Origin of the sequence: Streptomyces flavofungini, from assembly GCF_014650815.1 — a bacterium.
GTDB lineage: Bacteria > Actinomycetota > Actinomycetes > Streptomycetales > Streptomycetaceae > Streptomyces > Streptomyces flavofungini.
Map to the genome: position 1 here is coordinate 229,773 of NZ_BMVR01000007.1, position 21,590 is coordinate 251,362.

The window sequence follows — 21,590 nt, forward strand, 5'->3', positions numbered from 1 at the left end:
CGTCGGGGAGCGGGCTCCGATGCGCGGCTGGGGGGCGTCCATGACCATGTACCCGGTCCGGCCCGGTGGGGCTGGGCCCAACGGAGCCGGGCTCGCCACCGCGCCCGACGGCGCCGAAACGGGCGCGGTCGGCGGCCTGTTCGGCGCGCGTCATCCGACCGGATTGCGGACCGGACATGGCCGGGTCCGGTGACGCACGCCGCTGGAACGGCCGACTGGCGATGTCGGCCGTGGTGGGCGCCCAGGTCCTCGCGGGCGCGGCCGTCAACCTCCTCACCAGCTCGTGGAACTGGCTGGTGCTGTGCTTCCTCGTGGCGACCGTCGTCTGCTGGACCGTCCTTGAGGTCCGGCGCGCGGACCCGCTCCCGGAGCCCCCTCCGCCCGGCGGCCCCGTCACGGGCTCCCTGGTGCCGCCCTGGGGACTGCGGCCGCGCCGCATCCGCGGACGGCACCTCACCGTGGGCCAACTCGCCCGGCTGACCACCGCACCCGACGGCTGCTTCCATGTGCTGTACGGACTCGGCGGCTGCGGCAAGACCGCCATCGCCCTGGAGACCTGCGCCCGGGCCCGCGCCCGCGGCCTGCCGACCTGGTGGCTGCGCGTCCCCGACGGCGCCGCGCTCGACACCGCGCTGATCGCCCTGGCCCGGGGACTCGGAGCGGACGACGGGCGGATCGACCAGGCGCGGCTGAGCACGCAACGCCTGCTCGACCTGGTCTGGGCGCTCCTGGACGACGCGTCCGGCTGGGTGCTCGTCTTCGACAACGTGGACGCCCCCGAGGCACTGACCACGACCGACGTACCGATCCGGGACGGCAACGGCGTCATCCGGGGCTCGCTCAGCGGCCTCGTCCTGGTGACCAGCCGTCAGGGCGACCCCCTCCTGTGGGGCGACGGCGCGGTCCTGCACGCCGTCGAGCCCCTCACCGAAGCCGACGGCGCACAGGTGCTCCTCGACGACGCGGGCGCGGAGGCCGGGGACGCCGAAGCGGCGGCCGTCCTCTCCCGGCGGCTCGGCGGACTGCCGCTGGGCCTGCGCGCCGCGGGCCGGTACCTGGCCTCCACCCGGGCCGCACTCGACGGCGTCTCCTCCTTCGCCGCCTACGCCGACGCCCTGGAGACCAGGTTCGGCCAGCTCTTCCCCGCCGACGTCGCCGGTGCCCGGCCGCAGGAAGTGGTCACCGCGACCTGGGAGTTGTCCCTGGACCTGCTGGCCGCGCGCGGACTGCCCGCCGCCCGGCCGCTGCTCCGCCTGATCACCGCGTTCGCCGCCGCGCCGGTCCCGGTCGCCCTGCTCGAACCGTCCGTGCTGCGCCGCCGCCGGGTGCTCGGCCGCGGCCGCCCCGGGAGCCGCCACCGACTGGTACCCGCAGGCCCGGCGCGGGGGCGGACCGTGGTCACCGCCGAGGCCGAGACGCAGGACGTCCTCGCGGGCCTCGCGGCCCTCGGACTCGTCTCCCTCACCGTCTACCGCGCCTCCCAGCCGGGCACGGCCCCCGTACCGTGCCTGTTCGTCCACCCCCTGCTGGTCGACGTCAACCGGCACCGGATGCGCGCCGACGACGCCCACCGCGACACCTTGGCGCTGGTGGCCCACCTCCTCACCGACGTCTGCCGGGAGCGTGCCGGGGACGACCCCGCCGAGGCGCCCTGGTGGATCCTCGTGGCACCGCACTTCACGTCGGTGCTGGCGAGCCGGACCCTGCCGCGCCCCGCCTCGGCCGACCTCCTCCCCGGCGCGATGAAGGCCGTGGAGGGGCTGCGGACCGCCGGGAGCTACGCGGCCGCACACGACCTGGCCCGCGTGGTGCTCGCCGTCAGCGCGGAGGTGCTCGGCGACCGGCACGTGGACACCCTGCGCAGCCGGAACAACCTCGCCGAAGTGCTCTACGCCCAGGGCAGGTGGCGCGAGTCGGAGGCCGAACACCGCACCACGCTCAGGATCAGGCAGGAAGCGCTCGGCCCGCTGAACCCCGACACGCTGCGCAGCCGCAACAACCTCGCCGAGGTCCTGTACGCGCAGGGCAAATGGCAGGAGTCGGAGGTCGAGCACCGCAACACCCTGTTCGCCCGGCGCGAGGTGCTGGGCGCCGACGCCCCGGACACCCTGCGCAGCCGGGCGAACTTCGCCTGGGTGCTGAAGGACCTGAGACGCTTCGACGAGGCCGAGGCCGAATGCCGGGAGGTGCTGAGAGCCAGCCGCCGCGTCTGCGGCGCCGACCACCCCGACACCCTCACCATCCACAGCGACCTGGCCTGGATCCTGCGCGAACAGGGCCGTGCCGCGGAGGCCGAGTCCGAGGGCCGCGCCGTCCTCGCCGACCGCACCAGGCTGCTCGGCCCGGACCACCCGGACACCCTCGGTTCCCGCAGCAACCTCGCCGTGGCGCTGCGGGACCTGGGCCGCCTCGCCGAGGCCGAGTGCGAGAGCGACGCGGTCCTGCGAGCACGGGCCCGCGTACTCGGCGAGGACCACCCCGACACGCTCACCAGCCGCAGCAACCACGCCGCGATCCTCCTCGACCAGGGCCGGGCGGACGAGGCCAGGGCCGAGAACGAGGCGGTGCTCGTCGCCCGCTGCCGCACGCTCGGCCCCGACCATCCGCGGGTGGCCACGAGCCGCCGGAACCTGGGCCTCGCCCAGCGGCGCTGCGCGGGCGGCCGGGACGTCGAAGCCGCCGACGTCACCGGCTACTGATCGCGCACCGGCCACGGCCAGGGGCGGTGCCGAGCCGGTGTCGCGGCGGCCGACGGCCGGTGACCACCCGGCGCCGAGGCCCGGTGGTCACCGCCCGCCGAGGACGCCTGGTCGGCGCCCGGCCGCGGGCATTCGCCTACCGTGCGCCGAAGTTCTGCGTCCACCACGGTCCGCCGGAGCCCTTCACGATGCCCACCCCCAGCTCCTTGAAGGAGCAGTTGAGGATGTTCGCGCGGTGGCCCTCGCTGTTCATCCAGGAGGTCATCACCGACTTGGCGGTCTGCTGGCCGCGGGCGATGTTCTCGCCGTAGGTGCTCCACCGGTAGCCCGCCGCGGTGATGCGTTGGCCCGGGTCGGTGCCGTCGGGGGAGGTGTGCGAGAAGTAGTTGCGGGCCTTCATGTCGGCGGAGTGCCGCTGCGCCGCCGTGGCGAGCTTGCTGTTGTTGGTCAGCGGGCGGCAACCGGCCTGCTGGCGTTCGGCGTTGACCAGGGTGAGGACCTGCTGGGCGGTCGAGCCGGAAGCCGAGCCCGCATCCGAGGGGGCCTTGGGCGTCGGTGTCGGTGTCGGGGTCGGACGGCTCGTCTTCGGGGGCGCCGGGGGCTTCGGCTTCGCAGGCTCGGCCGCCGGTGTCTTCGCGGACTTCTTCGAGGGCTTCGCCGACTCGGACTTCTTCGGCTCGGCGGACTTCGATGGCTTCGCGGACTTGGACTTCTCCGCCTCCGGCGTGGGCGACGGCGCCTCGCTCGACGGCGTGGACTCGTCCGTCTCCATGGCCGCGGCCGCGGTCTTCTCCGGGGTGTCGGAGCCGTCCGTGCCCCACTGCATGACGGCGGTCAGCGCCGCGATCGCCGCGATGCCCGCGCCCGCCGCGATCGCCTGCCGACGCCGGCGCGTGGTGCGCCGCTGACGCAGCTCGGCACGGGAACCAGGGGTGCCGGATCCGGGCGGGGATATCGACGTGACGCCGTCGGCGAGGTGCGCGTTGGCGCCGTACCGCGAGGGGTACGCCTGCCCCGGGCCGGTGCTCGGGTCGTACGCGTACGGGTCGGGGTGGTGGGGGTAGGGGCCGCCGGGCGCCGTGGGGTCGGCGGGGTGCGGGTGGGACAGCGGGTCTGCCGGATCTTGTGGGTTCATGGTGTGGGGGAACGCCTCGGTGTGGTCGGAACGGGATGCGGACGGGGGTACGAGCCGGTCGGCGTGGTCGGGGGACGGGACGCCGTGGTCCCGGTGCGGGGCGGGGTCGGTGGGCCGGGCGCGGGGCAGGTGCTCGGCGTGTCGGGTGGGCTGGGTGCCGTGGGTGCCGTGGGTGCTGGAGCTGCTGCGCGCGTGCCGCAGGGGCGGTCGCGCCGGGGTCGGTCGGATCGGTCGGATCGGTCAGGGGGATGGTGCCCGCCGTCAGCGGCCGTACGAGTGCGAGGCCGGTCGGGAGGCCCTCCGCGGGAGTGCGGAGCACTCCGTGCCCCGTGCGCGCGGCGCACGCGCGGGTGCTTGCGCCGCAGCGCCGACGGCCTGCCGTCCCACGGCGCGGCCGGGTCGTGCCGTGCCCGCGGGTTCCCGGTCCCGGCGACGATGGCCGGCGCGGTCGGCTCCCTGCCGTCCACCTGCTCGGGGTGCCGCCGCTCCTGCTCCATCACGCTCCTCCTGTCCTGGTTCCTGTGTGCCCCCGCTGTGTGGGAGATCCTGCGCGCTGGGGGTCGATAACAGAAAGCCGGACGAAGGCTTTGAGAGCCGGGTCACGTTTTTCGGGTGAGCGGCCCGGGACATGATCTCGACGGAGGGGTACCGCTGAAACGGGAGGTATGCGCATGCGAATGGCGACGACGGCTGTGGTGACGACCTTTGCTCTCACGGCGGGTTCGGCCCTCACCGCGGGAGCGGCGACAGCGGTCGCGCCAGCGAAGACCTCACCGGCAGCGGCCAGAGCGGAGCCACCGACATCCGGTTTGTGGCGTACGGATGGCTATGGAACGGTGTGGTCGATTCGCGACGGAGTGCTTCAGGGGTACGAGACCACGGCCGTGAGCTGCCTCAAGGGCGACGTCGCGAAGCGGACGGGCCCCGGGGAGTACACCACGGAGTTCGGCAGCGTCCTGACCGTGCGCTCGGTGCCGGGCCCCGGCCGGGCGACCATGAGTCTGGACGGCTCTGTGGGCCACCGGGACCTGCGGCGTGTCGGGAAGCTCCCCGCCACCTGCACGCGACCGGCACCGGAGGGCCCCGTGGCCGCCTTCGACACCTTCTGGCAGACGTACGAGGAGAACTATCCGTTCTTCGCCGCCCGGGGCGTCGACTGGCACGCGACGCGGGACCGGTACCGGCCCCAGGTGCACGCCGACACCACCCGCGAGGAGTTGCTCGCGCTCTTCTCCAAGATGGTCGGCCCGCTCGAGGACATGCACGTGGGGGTCGGCTACGGCGACCAGTTCTTCAACCGGGGCCGGTCCGGAACGGTGCCGCCCTCCGAGGAACTGGACGCCCGGGTCAAGAAGTTCGTGCTGGCGCGCGACCTGAAGGGGGCCGAGCACGTACAGGACTTCGCCAACGGGCGCATCACGTACGCCGACCTGCCCGGCGGCCAGGGCTATCTGCGGATCTCCGGGTTCGGCGGGTACGCGGCCGACGGCGCCCCGCACAGCGCGCAGCTCGCCGAACTGGACCGGGCACTGGGCATCGTCTTCACCAAGGAGCGCACACGGGACCTGCGCGGCCTCATCATCGACCTGCGGATCAACGGCGGCGGCTCGGACGAGCTGGGCCTGCGCGTCGCCGGACGCCTCACCGACAGCGGCTACGTCGCGTACACCAAGCGGGCCCGCAACGACCCCGCCGACCCCGCCCGGCACACCCGCCCGCAGCCCCTCCACGTCACGCCCGCCGAGGCACCGCGCTACACCGGCCCCGTCGCCGTGCTCACCGGCGGGTCGACGGTCAGCGCGGGCGAGACCTTCACTCAGGCCCTGATCGACCGGCCCGGCTCGACCGTGCGGATCGGGCAGCCCACACAGGGCGTGTTCTCGGACATCCTCCCGCGCAGGCTGCCGTTCGGCGGCATGGGGACGTGGCTGCCGAACGAGGAGCTCCTGACGCGGTCCGGGACCACCTTCGACGGCCCCGGAATTCCCCCGCACCTGACCGAACCGGTCTTCACGGACGAGGAGTTCGAGAAGAACCGGGACTCGGCCTTCGACAAGGCCCGCGAGATCCTGGGGAGTTAGGGCCTGTCCGACCTGGGGCCTCGCGAGCGTGCCCCGCAATTCCGTTGAGCCCCGCGCCCGCGCCCCCGTACGTTCGGCGCATGACGGTATCCGCGACGCCCCGGGACCGGGCTCCCGACCTCCCCACCGAGCTGCCGGACCTGGTGCTCCGGGAGCTGACCGTCGACGACGCCGACGCGTACTACGCGCTCCTGGACCGCAACCGACAGCACCTGAGCCGCCTCGGCGACTACCGGGCGGAGAGCCGCGCCACCCCCGCCTGGGCGCGCGGCCAACTGGCGGCCGACCCCGCCCCCGATCTGCGCTACGGCATCCGGCTCGGCGGCGAACTGATCGGCCGCGTCGACCTCATCGCCGTCGACCCGCCGCGCTACGGCACCGGCTACTGGCTCGACGAGGCCCACCAGGGCGCGGGCCGCGCCACGGCCGCGTGCGCGGCGCTGTACGGATACGCGGCACACGAGCTCGCGGCGACGGACATCTACGCCGGGGTGACGCGCGGGAACGAGCGGAGCGTGGCGCTGCTCGGGCGCCTCGGCTTCGAGCGGGTGGCGGAGTTCGCGGACTGCACGCGGTTCCATCTGGCTCTGGAGGGGAGCTGAAGGGCGGGGCGGCGGACGGCGCGTGCTTCGCCGTCCGCCACCCCGCCCCGCCGGGCCGTCGTCAGCGGCTCCCGGTCTCGGGGACCCCTGCCTCCGGGGCCCCGCCGGACGTCTCGGCCGCCCCGCCCTCGGCGTCCTCTTCGAAGCCCGTCCGCACCTGCCGCAGCAGCACCATCGCCGCCACCGCGAGCACCGCCACGACGGCGCCCGCGACCCCGGCGGCGACGTTGAGGCCGCCGGTGAAGGCATCCGGGCGGGTTCGAGCAGCTGCCGGCCCAGGGGGTCGGGGAGTTCGCGGGCTGCGGCGTCCGCGTTGGCGAGGGTGTCGCGGGCCGCGTGCGCGGCGTCGTCGGGGAGGGCGGGGCAGCAGCAGCGGCGCGGCCACCAGCAGTACGGCCATGACGGGCACGCCCAGCAGGAACACCGCACCCCACCAGAACCACTCCAGGAGCACACCGCCGAGGACCGGGCCGACGGCGATGCCCACGGAGAAGCAGGTGACCCACACGCTGATGACCACCCCGCGCTGCCGCGGGTCCTTGAACATGTTGCTGATCAGCGCCAGCGTCGACGGCATCAGCGTGGCGCCCGTGATGCCGAGGCGGCTTGAAGCGGGCCCCGACCCCGACCCCGACCAAAGGCTGACCGCCCCGGCGCGCTGCCGAGGCGGTCCACTCGTCGGGGGGCGGGCCACCGACTGAGGCGGCCCACCTGCCCACTCACACCTTCGCGTCCGCCTCCGCACCCGCCACCGGCGCCGCAGCCGCAGGCCAGCTGATCCGTGCCGCGAACACCGACACCAGCGACGCCGAGACCGCCACCGCCGCCATGCCCCAGACCAGGCTCGTGCCGTGGGCGAGGAAACCGATGAGCGGCGGCCCGGCGAGCAGCCCCGTCGTACCCATCGCGGCGACCAGGGCCAGCGCCTCCGAACCCTGCCGCGCCGCCGCCACGTACACGCACGGCGTGACCGCCGCGATGCCGAGGCCCATGCAGGCGAAGCCGATCAGGGCCGGTACGACGCCACCGGCAAGGAGGGCGAACGCGAGGCCCGCGGCGGCCAGGAGGCTGCCGACGCGCACGACGCGGGCGTCGCCGAACCGGGTGCGCCAGCCGTCGGCGAAGAGCCGGGCGAGCACCATCATGACGGAGACCACGGCGATGCCGAGCGGCGCGAGGCGCGCCGACGCGTCGGCGACCTCCTTCATGTACAGCGCCGACCAGTCGTTCATGGCGCCCTCCGCGACGGTGCCGCACACCATGGCGCCGCCCATCCACAGCGTCACGCGGGCGGGCAGGCTCCAGCCGCGCTTGGTCTTCTGCCGGGATGCGTCGGCGTCCTGCTCGGCGGCCCCGTCGGCACCCGCGTCGGCGGGCTTCTCGTCCTGAAGGAGTGCCGGTTGCGCGAACAGCGTGAGCAACAGGACCAGCACCGTCGCGACACCGAAATGCAGTGCCACCGACGAGCTCAGCGCGCTCATGCCGGAGGCGAGGAGCGCGGCGCCCAGCGATCCGGCGCTGAACGTCGCGTGCAACTGCGACATGGCGGTCCGCTCGTGCCGGGCCTCCAGCGCGGCGCCCTGCGCGTTCATGGCGACGTTCAGACAGCCGACGCCCACGCCGTCGGCGCACATGACGACGAGGGCGACCGGGTAGTTCGGCGCGGCGGCCAGGGCGAGCAGGAGCACGCCGAGGAACAGGGCCGACACCAGCGCGAGGCGCCGCGAGCCCCAGCGTCTGGTGAGCGCGGCGACCAGCGGGAAGGACGCCGCCGCGCCCACCCCGCAGGCCATCAGGAGCAGCCCGAGCTCGGCCTCGGACAGGTCGAGCTCGGACTTGAGCGCGGGCAGCCGCGCCGCCCACGTGGCGTACTGGAAGCCCAGGACGCAGAACAGCGCCGCGATGGCCAGTTGTGCGCGCCGGAACTCATCGCGAACGAGTGATCTTTGCATCAGCGTCTTCAGCCTCTTCGTCCTTCCGGCACCGCCGCGGACATGTAGACCGCGTCCGTGCCGTAGCTGCCCGGGAGCGGGATCTCCCGATGGGCCCGGTACCCCTGCGCCGACCAGAAGGTCTCGCTCCCCGCGACGGCGACCAGGGAGATCTGCTCGTACGTCTGCGCCCGCGCCGTCGTCGCCAGGTGCCGCAGGAGCCGCCGGGCGAGCCCGCGCCCACGGAAGTCCTCGGCGACGACGAGGTCGTGCAGGTGCAGGTTGTCCGAGGGGAAGGCGGGGGGAGCGGATGCCCCGGGGGCGCCTGCGGGCGCGGACTCCTCCGCCCGCGCCAGGTCCGGCGACTCGAACGGCGGGTACGGCAGCGCGAGCAGATACCCCGCCGGGCCCTCGGCGCAGTCCAGCACGAAGCAGGTGCTCGGCGAGGCGCGCGCCCGCGACTCCAGGGCGGTCCGGCCCTCCGAGAGCCCGAGCGGCGTGTACACCGCAGCCTCCAGGGCCGCGATGCCGTCCCAGTCGCCGTCGGCGATGTGCCGCAGCCGGACGTGTACGTCGTGGGTCATCCGGCGCGCCCTCCCGCCGAGGACACGACGGGCGGGGCGGCGTCGCCCTCGCCGCGTATCCACGTATAGGGCAGCGGGCCGAAGCCGTTGAAGCCCTGAGTGGTGTAGCTCGTCGCGTACGCGCCGCAGGAGAGGATCCACACCGGGTCGCCCGACGCGACGTTCCTCGGCACGTGCACCAGGCTGCCCTCGTGGCTGTACGCGTCGTCGCTGTCGCAGGTGGGGCCCGCGACGACGGCCGGGACATAGTCGCTGCCCCGGTACTCCGGGAAGACCAGCGTGTACTGCAGCGCGTCCATCTCGTACAGGCCGTTGAACTTGCCGCAACTCAGGTACAGCCAGTGCTGGCGCTCACCCGTGATCTGTTCGCGCGCGGAGAGCCGCGACACATGGGCGCGGACGGCGCCGTGGTCGGCGACCAGATAGCGGCCCGGCTCGATGACGAAGTCCAGCGGGGTCCCGGTCACCGCCCGGAGCCGCTGCATGCCCTCGCGGATCACGGCGAAGATCTTGTCCAGGGGCGGGTCGAGGGGCCTGCCGTACCGGTCCCGGTAGCCGAGGGCGGGCAGGCCGCCGCCCAGGTTGATGTGGTCGAGGCGGATGCCGCGCCGCTCCAGGGCCGCGAGCACGTCGGCCATGCGGTCGAACGCGTCGCACCAGGACTCCGCGGTCATCTGCTGGGAGCCGACGTGCACGGACAGGCCCGACGGCGTCAGGCCCGACGCCCGCGCCGTCGAGAGCACCCGCAGGGCGTCGGCGGGGGAGCAGCCGAACTTGTGGCTGAGACCCCACAGGGCGCCCGCGCCGTCGGTGGCGAGGCGGCAGAACACGCGGGAGCCGGGGGCGAGTGCCGCGATCGCGCGGACGTCCTCCACGCTGTCCGTCGCGAAGTCCCTGATGCCGAGGTCGTACGCCTCGGCGATGTGCCGGTCGGACTTGATGGTGTTGCCGTAGTGGATCCGGTCCGTCGACGCGCCGGTCCCGAGGGCCTGCGCGATCTCGTGCGGGCTCGCCGCGTCGAAACCGGCGCCCCGCCCGGCGAGGCAGGAGAGCACCTCGTCGACCGGGCAGGCCTTCATCGCGAACCGGACGGCCACGCCCGGCAGTTCACGCACCAGGGAGTCGTGGCGCTCCGCGATGCCGGGCAGGTCGTAGACGATCTGGTCCTCCGTGGCGGCCGCCAGGGCCGCCCGCAGGTTGGTCGTTTCGTACATGGTGGATGCCCTGTTCCGCTACGCGTGCAGTCGGCTGAGGCTCGTGGACCCGCTCGCCCGGACCAGCGCCGCCCAGGTCTCGATGAGCAGCGCGAAGTCCTCCATGTCCTGCCGTGCCTCGTCGAGCAGCCGCCCGCGCCGGGGCGCCAGGGCGTCGGCGAACTCGGCGTACTTGCCGCCGAGTCTGCGGTAGGAACGATCGAGGGCGTCGAGCCGCGCCACGTTCTCCGCCGTGTCCAACCGGGTGCTCTCCCGGACGAGTTCGGCGATCCGCCCCACGCGCACCTCGTGGTGCTCGTCGAGCAGCGCGGACCCGGCCTCCGTCATCTCGCGGTAGACATGGTTCAGATACAGCATCGACAGGAAGAACTTCACGAATCTGTTCTGATATGCGACGAAGCCGGACTCGGTCCTGCGCTCGCCCGTGTAGAAGTTCACGATGTTGCGGTTGTGCACGACTCCGGGCAGCGTGGCGTCGTACACCAGATGCAGCAGGAAGTAGTCGCTGCCGATGGTGTCGGTCGCCGGGGGCAGCGGCACCTGCTCGTGCACCCGGTGGAAGCTGATGTTGCACATGTCGACCCGCATCGGGTCGACCAGGGTCAGGTCCGCCCGGTCGCCGGTGAACGGGTCGTGCCCGGCGCCCCGGAAGGACTCGTCGACCAGCTCCCGCTTCTGCTCCGTGGTCCAGTCCGACGGCGCCCACAGGCTGACGACGTCGTGGTAGACCTCGCGGTCCAGGTCGCGCATCTCGCCGATGTCCACAGACAGTTCACCGATGAACGACGAGCCCACGAGCACCACGGGCTTGTCCGCGTGCGCCGCCGCGAGGTCGGTCCCGGTGACACCGCCGACCGCGTCGGCCGCGCGCTTGCCGAGGGACATCAGCTCGTGGTGGACGGGGTAGACGGGCTCGCCGTTCAGGACCTGGTAGTCGCTGTCGGAGTCCCTGCGGTGCACCGACGCGCAGCCGAGCGCGGCGGCGATGAGGAACGCCCGGTTGGTGCAGGCGCCGTACGACACGGCGGCGGGCAGCATCAGGTCGAGCAGCAGGTCCTGCTTCACGGCGCCGGAGGCGTCGATCACCTCCCGCAGGAAGTCCCGCTGTGCCTCCTCGCCGAGGTGGTGGACCACGACCCCGGCGGCGGGCGCCGTCCGGGCGGCGCGGGCGTGCTCGGCGAAGGTGGCGGGGCCGGAGGAGTCGAGGATCAGTACGTGCACCTCGACGTCGAACGTCCGGGTCGCGTACGCCGCCTCCTGGAGCAGGGCCACGATCATCGCGGTGCACGCCCGGTTGGTGGGCAGGGTCAGGCAGATCTTGCGCATGGCGGTTCTCCGCTTCACCACTAGGCGTTGTCGGCGTGCCAGGAACTGAGGCCGAGGAGCTTCTCGCCCAGCTCGGTGAGTTCGGCCGTGCCGTAGCGCTCCGACTCGTGCCGCGTGGCGTCACCGACGAGCGTCGCGTTCCAGTCCGGTGTGGAGAGGTTCCGCCAGGACTCGACCCGTGACTTGCGCAGGATGTGGCTCGACTCCAGCGCAGGCATCATGGAGAGGTACTGCACCGAACGGACACCGTCGGCAGAGGTGTTGGGGGCGACGCCGTGCGCCAGCATGCCGTTCCAGATCAGCAGGTCGCCCGCCTTCAACTCGGGCCGGACCACCGGGAACTCGGCGCGGTCGGCGTTGGGGCGGATCGGGTCGCGGTCCGCGGGCTGGTCGAGCTTCCACCGGTCGAACCGGTGGAACAGCTCCGGTGAGCACTGGAACCCGCCCAGCTCGGGCTGGGTGTCGTGGAGCGCGATGATGCCCTGCACCCGCTGCGGCAGCACCCCGCGCGTGGAGTCGACGTCCCAGTGCAGCTCGATGTCGAAGCCCTCTTCCGTGGGCGCGATCAGCGCGCGGTCACGGTTCTTGACGTTCGGCGGATTGAGGTTGAGCCGGTCGAGGGTCACCCACAGCTCCTCGCAGTCCCACACGTCCACGAACGCGTCGTAGACCCGCTGCGTCTGGCGGCTGTCCCAGATCAGCTGGTGGTGGTACGCCTCCACGAAGCCGTAGATGTAGAGGTCCCGCTCCAGGTCGGTGCTGAACTCCCGCTCCTCGTACCAGGTGTCGGGCCGGGACCGGTCAAGTCCCTGGAACTCCCAGGTGAAGTCGAGCAGGCGGCCCGCGGCCTCGGCGGATATCGCCTCCTCCACCACGACGTAGCCGTAGTCCTGCCAGGAGGCGAACTGCTCCTCGGTGAGGACGCGCAGGGCGTGTGTCTTCTTGATCTCGTTGAGGGAGAACTGCGCCAGGTACGTCTCGCCGTCCGAGCTGAAATACGGGCGGTCCGACGCTGCGCGGTGCAGGAATTCGTACGGGGTGGACATGCGGGGTCCTCCAAGGCTGCTGGGACGCGGTGAAGCGGCACTTGTGGGCGCGGCGAAAGGGCAGGGGGGCCGCGGCTCGGTGTTCCGCGCGTGGGGGGAGGCCTCGCTGGAGAGGCGGCGACGAGAACGGCCGAGGCGCTGCCGTCGTCGCGGTCCGGGGGCAGCGCTGCCCGCCGGGCCGGCGGAGGTACCGGGGCGGCACTCGCCGCGACGGACGCGGGCGTCCGGTCGCGGGGGCGTCGCGAACGACGTGCCCCGGTCTGTCCGAGGTCTCGGTGCGTGCGGGTTCGTATCCCGCCCGCCGCATGGTGCGCGGGGTGCGGGGGGAGGGGCGGACGGTCGGTGCGCTGCCGTGGCGTGGGGGTGGTCGGTCCGGGGCCACGGTGGTGGCATGGCGTGCGGAACGTGACGGCGGATCGCGGTCCAAGGGTGCTCGACCGTGATGCGCGGGCCGCGCGCTCGGCGAGGTGCGTCCGGGGCGAGCGGCATGGCGGGGGAGGGGCAGCGGGCTTGCGGGCTGCGGGGCACTGTCGTGCCGGTGGCGCGGGCGCCGTGGTGCTCGGGGTCGACAGAGCCGGTGGTGCTACCTCCTCGTACTCGACGCCGCTCCCGGGGCAAGAGGCCGCGGTGGGCGCGCGACGCGGGCCGTGCCACTCCTCGGCGGGGTTCGCACCGGACTCCTGGGCCCGGCGCCCGCCTCCCGTAGTGGACTAGACCAGCTTCGGTTTCCACCAAAGATGGACTAGACCAAGGGCGAAGTCAACCCCCGCCCGAACCGGGTGCGTTAGCGCGTCAGTGACCAGGCGCGCGACCCCTGGATGTGCCCTTTGGGCTGCCCGAAAGGGCATCACGAACTGCCCCCGAGGGCCGCGCGGAGTGCCTGGGACGGGCCTGGTTGCGGGCTGCCTTGCGGACGGCTGCGGGGCGGCCCGTGGCCGGGCCGCCCCGGCGCTCAGGAGGCGCCGACGAGCACCTCGGCGACGGCGATGCCGGAGACCCGGGTGGCGCCGTACGTCGTGAGATGGACCGCGCCGACCTGTTCGCCCGCGGGAACTCCCATCTCCACCACCAGGGCGTCCGGGCGGCGCCGCACCAGGCCCTGGAGCGCCTGGGACATCCAGGGGTGCCGGGCCGCGTCCCGGACGACGACGATCAGGTCCCGGCCGTTCGCGGGGGCCAGCGCGACGCGGTCGAGGAGGTCGTCCTGGCCGGTCAGCTCGGACTCGGAGATGCGCACCGACGTCGTGCCCGGACGCAGCGCGCGCAGCGGCTCGCCGACGCCCCACGGGGTGGCGCCGTCGACGGCGAGGCTCATGGTGGGGGAGAGCTCGACGACGTGTGGGTCGGCCGTGAGCGGGAGTCCGGCGCCGTTGCCGCTGCGATGCACCCGCACGGCGCGGCGGGCGGCGACCAGGCCGATGTCCGACGTGTCCGCGTCGGGGTCCGCCTGCCGCGCGAGGGCGGCCGACCAGGTGGCGAACTCGCCCACGCGCGCGGCCGCTTCGGTCAGGCGCTCCTCGGGCAGGGTGCCGTCGAGCACCGCGCGCACCAGGGCGTCGGCGAGGTCCACGGTGGTGGACTCCTCGGCGCTCTCGCCGCCGACGCACACCGCGTCCACGCCGGCGGCGACCGCCCGGACGGTGGCGCCGGTGATGCCGTACGGGCCGGTCACGGCGCCCATCTCGATGCCGTCGGTGACGACCAGGCCGGTGAAGCCGAGCTGCTCGCGCAGCAGGCCGTTGATGATCGGGCCGCTGAGCGTGGCGGGCAGTTCGCTGTCGTGCGCCGGGACGAGCATGTGCGCGGTCATGACGGCGCGGACGCCCGCGTCCATCGCGGCGGCGAACGGCGGCAGGGCGGTCCGGGCGATCTCGTCGGCGTCGGCCGTGAACCGCGGCAGGCCGTGGTGGGAGTCGACGTCGGTGTCGCCGTGGCCGGGGAAGTGCTTGGCGCAGGCGGCGACGCCGACGGACTGCAGGCCGCGGATCCAGGCGGCGGTCTGCCGGGCCACCACGTCCGTGCTCGCGCCGAAGGAGCGGACCCCGATGACCGGGTTCATCGCGTTGGAGTTCACGTCGGCGCTGGGCGCGAAGTCCAACGACACGCCGATCGCCCGGAGATGGCGGCCGATGTCGCGGGCGACCTGCTCGGTGAGGTCGGGGTCGTCGATGGCGCCGAGCGCGAGGTTCCCCGGCCAGGAGGCGCCGGTGCGGGCGCCGATGCGGGTGACGTCGCCGGCCTCCTCGTCGATGGCGACGATCAGGTCGGGGTTCTCCGCGCGGAGGGCCGCGGTGAGCGCGGCGACCTGCTCGGGGCTCTCGATGTTGCGGCCGAAGAGCACGACGGACGCGAGCCCGTCGGCGATCCGGCGGCGCACCCAGTCCGGGGCGGTGGTGCCCGCGAAGCCCGGTTGGAGCACGGAGTTGGCCAGCCGGGTGAGGCGCGGGTGGCTGTCGCTTGCCATGAGGGACCTCCGGAGGAGCGGGGTGCGGGATCGGCGGATCGGTCGACCGCGGCGAAAGCGGTGCGAACGAGGTGGATATTGGCCTATACCAATCAACCGCGTCAAGGAGTGGTTCCATGCCGGTGTGTGCTCAAATGTGCTGCACAGGCAGGGGTTTCGGGATGGTCGCGGAGTGAGTCTGGCCGGTATTGGCCCTCGCCTCACGTGCCCCGGGCGTCGATCATTGGCCTAGACCTTTTAGGTGGGGCGCAGGTGAAGCCGACTGCCTGTCTCCCGTGCATCGGACATCCGGATTGCCCGGGTCAGCCAAAGGATGTACCCGAATGTCGTTCAGGCTGTCGATCCCGCTCCGCCGGCCGCGGCGGAGCATGAAAGGAGATCCCGGACTGAAGGCGGTGGCACGATGCTGCACGACGGACTTCCCTCCCTGCTCGACGAACTGGCCAGGCTCGCCGAATTGCCCCTGGAGCGCGGTGAGACGCTCCCCGCCCGGGCCTACACCAGCGCGGACTTCCACGAGCTGGAGAAGGACCGCATCTTCCGGAGCGACTGGCTGTGCGTCGGCCATGTCTCCCAGGTCTCCCGCCCCGGCGACTATGTGCGCGTCGACGACCTGGGCGTCCCCCTCGTCATCACGCGCGACGAGCACGGCGACCTGCACGCCCTGTCGAGGGTGTGCAGGCACCGCTTCATGGACGTACTGCCGCCCGAGACGACCCCCGACCAGGGCTCCCTCAAACGGATCACCTGCCCTTACCACACCTGGACGTACCGACTGAACGGCGAGTTCGCGGGACAGCTCGCGGGCGCCCCGCTGATGAACAAGGTCGAATTCGACCGCGCCGCCTGCCGACTCCCGCAGTACCGCCTGGAGGTGTGGCACGGCCTGCTGATGGTGAGCGCGGACCCGGACGCGGCACCGCTCGCCCCGCAGTTGACCGCGCTGGACGCCACCCTGGCGCCGTACCGCCTCGACGACCTGGTCGTCGCGTACACGGCCCGCTGGGACGGCGTCCCCGCGAACTGGAAGGTTGCGTTCGAGAACGGCTCGGAGAACTACCACCACATGGGCTCACACGCGAACACCCTCGACCGGATCGTCCCCGGCAAGGACACCGTCGTCGACGAGTGCGAGGGGCGCGGGTTCAGCATGTACACCCCGTTCGCCCCCGACATGGAGATCCCCCAGGGACCGGACGGCAGGGAGCTGGTCGGCACCCTCATCCCCGGCCTCGGCCTGCGCCAGCTCTCCGGCATGACGGTCGCGGGCGTCTTCCCGAACATGGCGATGGCCCTGCTGCCCGACAGCGTGACCTTCGTGCGCTGGGTCCCCACGGGCCCCCTCACCCACGACGCGCTCGTCACCGTACTGGCCCCGGCGGAGGCCAGGCAGCGCCCCGGCTTCGACGCCTATGTGGAGGCGTCCCGGCAGCAGTTCGAGATCATCCAGGCGGAGGACCTGGTGGCCGTCCGGGGTGTGCAACGCGGCCTCGCCACCGACCCCGCGCCGTCGGGCGGCCGCTTCTCGCACCTGGAGCGCCCGCTGTGGCAGTTCCAGCGTTATCTGGCGGAGCGCCTGGCGGGGGTGGGCGCCGTGACGCCCTGAGCGAGGGGGCCGCGCTCTGATCAATATGAACGCAATCGCCAAGCGCTCGAACCTCACTTCCCCCGTGCCTAGCATCAAGCCCTCCGCGCGAGGGCCGCGTCCGGAGGCCCGGGGAAGGACGACTCATGGGCAATTGGCTGACCGCTCGACGACCACGCCGTTCCGGCACATCCCACCGGCGGGGGTACGCCTCCGTCCTCGCCGGTGGCGTCGCCGTGGTCCTCACGGCGGGCCTCGCCGGACCCGCACCTGCCACCGCGGCCGACCCGGGAGGGCCCCGCCCCGCGGACTGCCCGACGAGCATCGGCGCGAAGGCCACCTGCTACACCGGCAAGGACGCCCAGGGCGCGTACTACACGATCGCCGTCCCCCGGAACTGGAACGGCTCGCTGGTCCTGCACGCGCACGGCGGCCCGGACCTCGGCGCACGCTCCGATCCGCAGCGCAGCATCGACGACCTGGGCCGCTGGTCGGTGATGGTGGACGAGGGGTACGCGTGGGCGGGCTCGTCGTACCGTCGCGGCGGCTACGGCACGCGGATGGCGGCCGAGGACACCGAGAACCTGCGGAAGCTGTTCGTGCGCGAGTTCCGCAAACCGCGGAAGACCTACCTCCACGGCCAGTCCTGGGGAGGCGACGTCGCCGCCAAGGCCGTGGAGACGTACGGCTCGCGCGGCAGCCGCCCCTACGACGGCGCGCTGCTCACCAACGGCGTCCTCGGGGGCGGCTCGCGGGGCTACGACTACCGCGTGGACCTGCGCGTCGTCTACCAGTACTACTGCCGGAACCACCCCCGGCCGTCCGAGCCCCCGTACCCGCTGTGGAGCGGGCTGCCGAAGGACTCGACGATGACGGGCGGCGACCTCGAAGCCCGCCTGCAGGAGTGCACCGGCCTGAGCTCGGCCCCCGCGGACCGCACGGCTCGCCAGCAGCGCAACCTCGACGACATCCGCGCCGTCACCCGGATCCCGGAACGCACCCTGGAATCCCACCTGAAGTTCGCGACCTTCACCTTCCGCGACATCGTCGACAAGCGCCTAGGCGGCCGCAATCCCTTCAGCAACAAGGGCGTGCGCTACGTCGGCTCCCACGACGACAAGGCCTTGAACGCCGGGGTCCAGCGATTCTCGGCCGACCCCACGGCGGTCCGCGACCTGTCGTACGACGCCGACCTCACCGGAAAGGTCTCGATCCCCGTACTGACCCTGCACGCCATCGACGATCCGACCGCCTTCGTCGAACACGAGGCGGCCTACCGCGCCACGCTGCGCGGCGCGGGCCGGGCCCGGCACCTGGTGCAGACGTTCACGCGGGAGAACGAGCACAGCGGGCTGAGCGCGGCCGAGTACGCCAACTCCCTTGCGGCGCTGGACGGGTGGGTGCGCAAGGGCAAGAAGCCCACTCCGGCTTCCGTGGCCGCTTCGTGTCCCGACTTCGACGCGACGTACGGGACGGGCTGCTTCTATGACCGCCGGTTCGTGCCGGGGGAGTACGCCTCACGGGTGCGGGCGCGGCCCGGCGGGCATGCCTGGCCTGCGATGACGGCGGCGCAGGAGCGGGTGTGGGGGCGGGTGCCGGGGGTGGGGATCGCCCCCTGACGTCCGGCCCGGCAGCAAGGGGAGGTCGTGGGCGGCGGGGCAGCGGCGGCTGATCGCGCTTTGTCCTGGCTCAAGAAAAAGTCGCGTTCTTTGTCACGCAAGGGCTTCCGGCTTCGACGAAAGCTGACTAGCGTCCCGCCCCAATTCGCCCGCTCCACTCCACCCGCCTCAGCACCTGCCGGGAGCAGCAATGAGCGCACGGTCGCACCGAAGACTCCGAACTCGCCTGAGCTTATTGGCCGTCGGGTCCCTCCTCGCCGGGATCACCGGGGCCACGGGGGTGACCGGAGCCGCCTGGGCGGCCCCGGCCACCACCGCCGACGATCCGAGCCCCTTCGTCGAACTCCCGCCCCAGGAGCCCGGGGTCACGCAGCGCGTCTACGACATGCAGCAACCGCTGCAGAAGCTCTGCGAGCTGAAGCCGGGGCAGACCCCGAACGTCGACGAGCTGAAGCCGGTCATCGACTGGAAGGAGGCCGGGGACTTCGGCGGCCTCGCCGACAACTTCGTCTCGCACACCATCGCCAACCTCAACGTCCCGCGGGACGGCACCTACACCTTCCGCCTCACCAGCGACGACGGCTCCCGGCTGCTGATCGACAACAAGCGGGTCGTCGACCACGACGGCCAGCACGGGCCGAGCCCCAAGGAGGGCACGGTCGAGCTGACGGCCGGGTACCACGCCCTGCTGATCGAGCACTTCGAGGCAGGCGGGGAGCAGCAGGTCACGCTCTCCTGGAAGCCGCCTGGCGCCGGTGACTTCGCCGTCGTACCGAACTCGGTGCTCAGTACCGACGCGGGCGTCGTGCGCGTCACGGCGCCGGGCCGCAAGGAGTGCGCGAACTCCACGGAGACGCCGGGCGACGGGCTGCCGCTGACCGGCGTCCACCCCGACTACCGGCTCACCGACCTCAGGCCCAAGGGGTTCGAGCCGCAGGTCTCCGCGATGGACTGGCTGCCCGACGGCCGCCTCGCCGTCGCCACCTGGGGCGGCACCGACAACACCAAGGGCGAGGTCTACCTCCTCGACAACGTCACCGGCAGCACCGGCCCCGAGAAGGTGACCACCAAGAAGGTCGCCGAGGGCCTCAAGGAACCGATGGGCCTCAAGTACGTCGACGGGTCGCTGTACGTCTCCCAGAAGCACGAGCTGACCCGGCTCAAGGACGCCAACGGCGACGACGTCACCGACACGTACGAGACCGTCGCCACCTGGCCGTTCGGCAAGAACTTCCACGAGTTCGCCTTCGGCCTGCTCTACCGGGACGGCTTCTTCTATCTGAACCTGTCCGTCGCCATCAACCTCGGCGGCGCCACCACCGACCCGCAGCCCGCGAAGAACCGCGGCACCACCATCAAGGTCAACCGCGACACCGGCGCGGTCTCCTACGTCGCGGGCGGCCTGCGCACCCCCAACGGCATCGGCTGGGGACCCGACGGCGATCTCTTCGCCACCGACAACCAGGGCGGCTGGCTGCCGTCGTCGAAGCTCCTGCACGTCAAACAGGGCCGCTTCTTCAACCACCACACGAACCCCGACGGGCCTTACGACGACAAGCCCGTCACGCGGCCCGTGCTGTGGCTGCCGCAGAACGAGATCGGCAACTCGCCGAGCAACCCGATCCTGCTGAAGGAGGGCACCTTCGCCGGGCAGTTGCTCTTCGGCGACGTGACCTACGGAGGCGTGCAGCGGGCGTCCCTGGAGAAGGTCGGCGGCGAGTACCAGGGCGCGGTCTTCCGTTTCACCCAGGGACTTGAGGCCGGGGTCAACCGGATCAGCACGGGTCCCGACGGCGCTCTGTACGCCGGTGGTCTGGGTGCCGGTGGCAACTGGGGCCAGCCGGGCAAGCTGAAGCACGGCCTGCAGAAGCTGACGCCCCAGGGCGACGACGCCTTCGACATCAAGGCCATGCGCGCCACGCGGACCGGTTTCGAGATGGAGTACACCAAGCCCGTCTCCCAGGCGACGGCCGACAAGCTCGCCGCCCGCTACCAGGTCGAGCAGTGGCGCTACGTGCCGACCGCGGCCTACGGCGGCCCCAAGGTCGACGAGGAGACCCTGCCGGTGCGCTCGGCGACGCTCTCGTCCGACCGCAGGAAGGTCACACTGGAGATCCCGGGGTTGAAGCCCGACCGCGTCGTCCACGTACGCTCGCCCCGCCCCTTCACCGCCGAGGGCGGCAAGAGCCTGTGGAGCACCGAGGCGTGGTACACGCTGAACCGCATCCCCGGCGCGCAGCCCGCCCCGCAGTCCCGCTACGAGGCGGAGGAAGCCCGGCTCGACGGCGGCGCCAGGACCAACGACAACCACGCCGCGTACTCCGGCAGCGGCTTCGTCGACGGCTACGGCACCAAGGGCGCCAGCACCACCTTCGACGTCCGGGCGAAGAAGGCGGGCACCTACGACGTCGGCCTGCGCTACGCCAACGGACCGCACCCGGCCGCCGGGACCAAGACGTTGAGCGTCCACGTCAACGGCACGAAGGTGCGCCAGACGAAGCTCCTGTCCACGGGGACCTGGGACAAGTGGTCCACGCGGACCGAGCGGCTGAAGCTGCGGGCGGGCGCCAACACCATCACGTACCGCCATGACGACGGCGACACCGGCCACCTGAACCTGGACCTGCTCGCCGTCCACCCGCAGGGGGCCACGACCACCCTCTTCGACGGCGCCGACCGCTCGCCCTGGCAGCACACCGACGGCCGCACCCCCCAGTGGCCGCTCGTCGGGGACCGCGCGATGGAGGTCTGCTGCGGCGACATCCGCACCAAGGAGGCGTACCAGGACTTCAAGCTGCACGTCGAGTTCTGGCTGCCGAAGCTGCCGCCCGACGTGACCGGTCAGGACCGTGCGAACAGCGGCGTCTATCTGCAGGAGCGGTACGAGATCCAGATCCTGGACTCCTACGGCGACGACTCCCCGGCCAACGACGAGGCCGGCGCGATCTACAAGAAGAAGGCACCCGACAGCAACGCCGCCAGGCCACCCGCGACGTGGCAGACCTACGACATCTCCTTCCGCGCGGCCCGCTTCGACGACAACGGCAAGAAGACGGCGGACGCCCGCCTCACTCTGGTGTGGAACGGCGTCAAGGTCCACGACGACGTGGCCATCGACGGGCCGACCGGAGCGGGGGAGGCGGAGGGCCCGACGGCGGGAGCGATCCGGCTGCAGGACCACGCCAACGCGGTGCGGTACCGGAACATTTCGATACAGCCGCTGTAGGCCGCGCGGGCGTCGCGGACTCCGGAGGGAGGACATCCACCACGAGCCGGACGAGCGGCGACATCCAGGAGGCGGCGG

The 21,590-nt window shown here is 72.5% G+C and carries 13 protein-coding genes and 1 pseudogene; 6 read left to right on the forward strand and 8 right to left on the reverse strand.

Annotation, left to right across the window (positions count from 1 at the left end):
* Window positions 1-176 precede the first annotated feature (176 nt).
* Window positions 177-2,699 (forward strand): FxSxx-COOH system tetratricopeptide repeat protein, encoded by a 2,523-nt coding sequence (gene fxsT, locus IE274_RS20220; RefSeq protein WP_190117228.1) that lies wholly within the window; start codon window positions 177-179, stop codon window positions 2,697-2,699.
* A gap of 136 nt (window positions 2,700-2,835) precedes the next feature.
* Here the strand turns inward: fxsT and IE274_RS20225 are convergent, their stop codons facing one another.
* Entirely contained in the window at window positions 2,836-3,834 is a 999-nt protein-coding gene (locus IE274_RS20225; RefSeq protein ID WP_190117229.1) for a CAP domain-containing protein, read from the reverse strand.
* A gap of 671 nt (window positions 3,835-4,505) precedes the next feature.
* Here IE274_RS20225 and IE274_RS20230 point away from each other — a divergent pair.
* Together IE274_RS20230 and IE274_RS20235 are read left to right on the forward strand one after the other, a co-directional pair.
* Window positions 4,506-5,915 (forward strand): S41 family peptidase, encoded by a 1,410-nt coding sequence (locus IE274_RS20230; RefSeq protein ID WP_372447104.1) that lies wholly within the window; start codon window positions 4,506-4,508, stop codon window positions 5,913-5,915.
* 80 nt (window positions 5,916-5,995) lie between these two features.
* A complete protein-coding gene (locus IE274_RS20235; protein ID WP_190117230.1) occupies window positions 5,996-6,517 on the forward strand; it encodes a GNAT family N-acetyltransferase in 522 nt (173 codons plus the stop codon).
* Between the two features lie 61 nt (window positions 6,518-6,578).
* Here the strand turns inward: IE274_RS20235 and IE274_RS20240 are convergent.
* The 7 genes and pseudogenes from IE274_RS20240 to IE274_RS20270 all read right to left on the reverse strand — a co-directional run.
* Window positions 6,579-7,118 (reverse strand): annotated as a pseudogene (locus IE274_RS20240) (MFS transporter); the annotation flags it as partial.
* A 118-nt stretch (window positions 7,119-7,236) separates the two neighbouring features.
* The gene (locus IE274_RS20245; protein WP_190117232.1) at window positions 7,237-8,469 is read right to left on the reverse strand and encodes an MFS transporter; all 1,233 of its coding nucleotides are present in this window, start codon (window positions 8,467-8,469) and stop codon (window positions 7,237-7,239) included.
* 8 nt (window positions 8,470-8,477) lie between these two features.
* Entirely contained in the window at window positions 8,478-9,032 is a 555-nt protein-coding gene (locus tag IE274_RS20250) for a GNAT family N-acetyltransferase (protein ID WP_190117233.1), read from the reverse strand.
* Window positions 9,029-10,246 carry a type III PLP-dependent enzyme gene (locus IE274_RS20255; protein ID WP_190117234.1) on the reverse strand — a complete coding sequence of 406 codons (1,218 nt, stop codon included), beginning with the start codon at window positions 10,244-10,246 and terminating at the stop codon, window positions 9,029-9,031. Before IE274_RS20255 ends, IE274_RS20250 begins: the two co-directional genes overlap by 4 nt.
* A gap of 18 nt (window positions 10,247-10,264) precedes the next feature.
* Complete coding sequence (locus tag IE274_RS20260; protein ID WP_190117235.1) at window positions 10,265-11,572, reverse strand: DUF6271 family protein; 1,308 nt, start codon at window positions 11,570-11,572, stop codon at window positions 10,265-10,267.
* Window positions 11,573-11,592: 20 nt separating this feature from the next.
* The gene (locus tag IE274_RS20265; RefSeq protein WP_190117236.1) at window positions 11,593-12,618 is read right to left on the reverse strand and encodes a YbiU family protein; all 1,026 of its coding nucleotides are present in this window, start codon (window positions 12,616-12,618) and stop codon (window positions 11,593-11,595) included.
* A gap of 952 nt (window positions 12,619-13,570) precedes the next feature.
* On the reverse strand, window positions 13,571-15,082 hold the full coding sequence (locus IE274_RS20270; RefSeq protein ID WP_190117237.1) for a glycoside hydrolase family 3 protein: 1,512 nt from the start codon (window positions 15,080-15,082) through the stop codon (window positions 13,571-13,573).
* Window positions 15,083-15,485: 403 nt separating this feature from the next.
* On the opposite strand from IE274_RS20270, the gene IE274_RS20275 reads away from it, so the two are divergent.
* The 3 genes from IE274_RS20275 (at window position 15,486) to IE274_RS20285 (ending at window position 21,512) form a co-directional block, all read left to right on the forward strand.
* Window positions 15,486-16,688, forward strand: a complete 1,203-nt coding sequence (locus tag IE274_RS20275) for an aromatic ring-hydroxylating oxygenase subunit alpha (protein WP_190117238.1) — start codon at window positions 15,486-15,488, stop codon at window positions 16,686-16,688.
* Between the two features lie 125 nt (window positions 16,689-16,813).
* A complete protein-coding gene (locus IE274_RS20280) occupies window positions 16,814-18,286 on the forward strand; it encodes a hypothetical protein (RefSeq protein ID WP_190117239.1) in 1,473 nt (490 codons plus the stop codon).
* Between the two features lie 190 nt (window positions 18,287-18,476).
* A complete protein-coding gene (locus IE274_RS20285; RefSeq protein WP_190117240.1) occupies window positions 18,477-21,512 on the forward strand; it encodes a 3-keto-alpha-glucoside-1,2-lyase-like domain-containing protein in 3,036 nt (1,011 codons plus the stop codon).
* The last annotated feature ends 78 nt before the right edge of the window (window positions 21,513-21,590 follow it).

Bases quoted from the DNA above. Each gene is read 5' to 3' on its own strand.
- fxsT (WP_190117228.1), top strand. From the start codon at position 177: ATGGCCGGGTCCGGTGACGCACGCCGCTGGAACGGCCGACTGGCGATG.
- IE274_RS20225 (WP_190117229.1), bottom strand. From the start codon at position 3,834: ATGAACCCACAAGATCCGGCAGACCCGCTGTCCCACCCGCACCCCGCC.
- IE274_RS20230 (WP_372447104.1), top strand. From the start codon at position 4,506: ATGCGAATGGCGACGACGGCTGTGGTGACGACCTTTGCTCTCACGGCG.
- IE274_RS20235 (WP_190117230.1), top strand. From the start codon at position 5,996: ATGACGGTATCCGCGACGCCCCGGGACCGGGCTCCCGACCTCCCCACC.
- IE274_RS20245 (WP_190117232.1), bottom strand. From the start codon at position 8,469: ATGCAAAGATCACTCGTTCGCGATGAGTTCCGGCGCGCACAACTGGCC.
- IE274_RS20250 (WP_190117233.1), bottom strand. From the start codon at position 9,032: ATGACCCACGACGTACACGTCCGGCTGCGGCACATCGCCGACGGCGAC.
- IE274_RS20255 (WP_190117234.1), bottom strand. From the start codon at position 10,246: ATGTACGAAACGACCAACCTGCGGGCGGCCCTGGCGGCCGCCACGGAG.
- IE274_RS20260 (WP_190117235.1), bottom strand. From the start codon at position 11,572: ATGCGCAAGATCTGCCTGACCCTGCCCACCAACCGGGCGTGCACCGCG.
- IE274_RS20265 (WP_190117236.1), bottom strand. From the start codon at position 12,618: ATGTCCACCCCGTACGAATTCCTGCACCGCGCAGCGTCGGACCGCCCG.
- IE274_RS20270 (WP_190117237.1), bottom strand. From the start codon at position 15,082: ATGGCAAGCGACAGCCACCCGCGCCTCACCCGGCTGGCCAACTCCGTG.
- IE274_RS20275 (WP_190117238.1), top strand. From the start codon at position 15,486: ATGCTGCACGACGGACTTCCCTCCCTGCTCGACGAACTGGCCAGGCTC.
- IE274_RS20280 (WP_190117239.1), top strand. From the start codon at position 16,814: ATGGGCAATTGGCTGACCGCTCGACGACCACGCCGTTCCGGCACATCC.
- IE274_RS20285 (WP_190117240.1), top strand. From the start codon at position 18,477: ATGAGCGCACGGTCGCACCGAAGACTCCGAACTCGCCTGAGCTTATTG.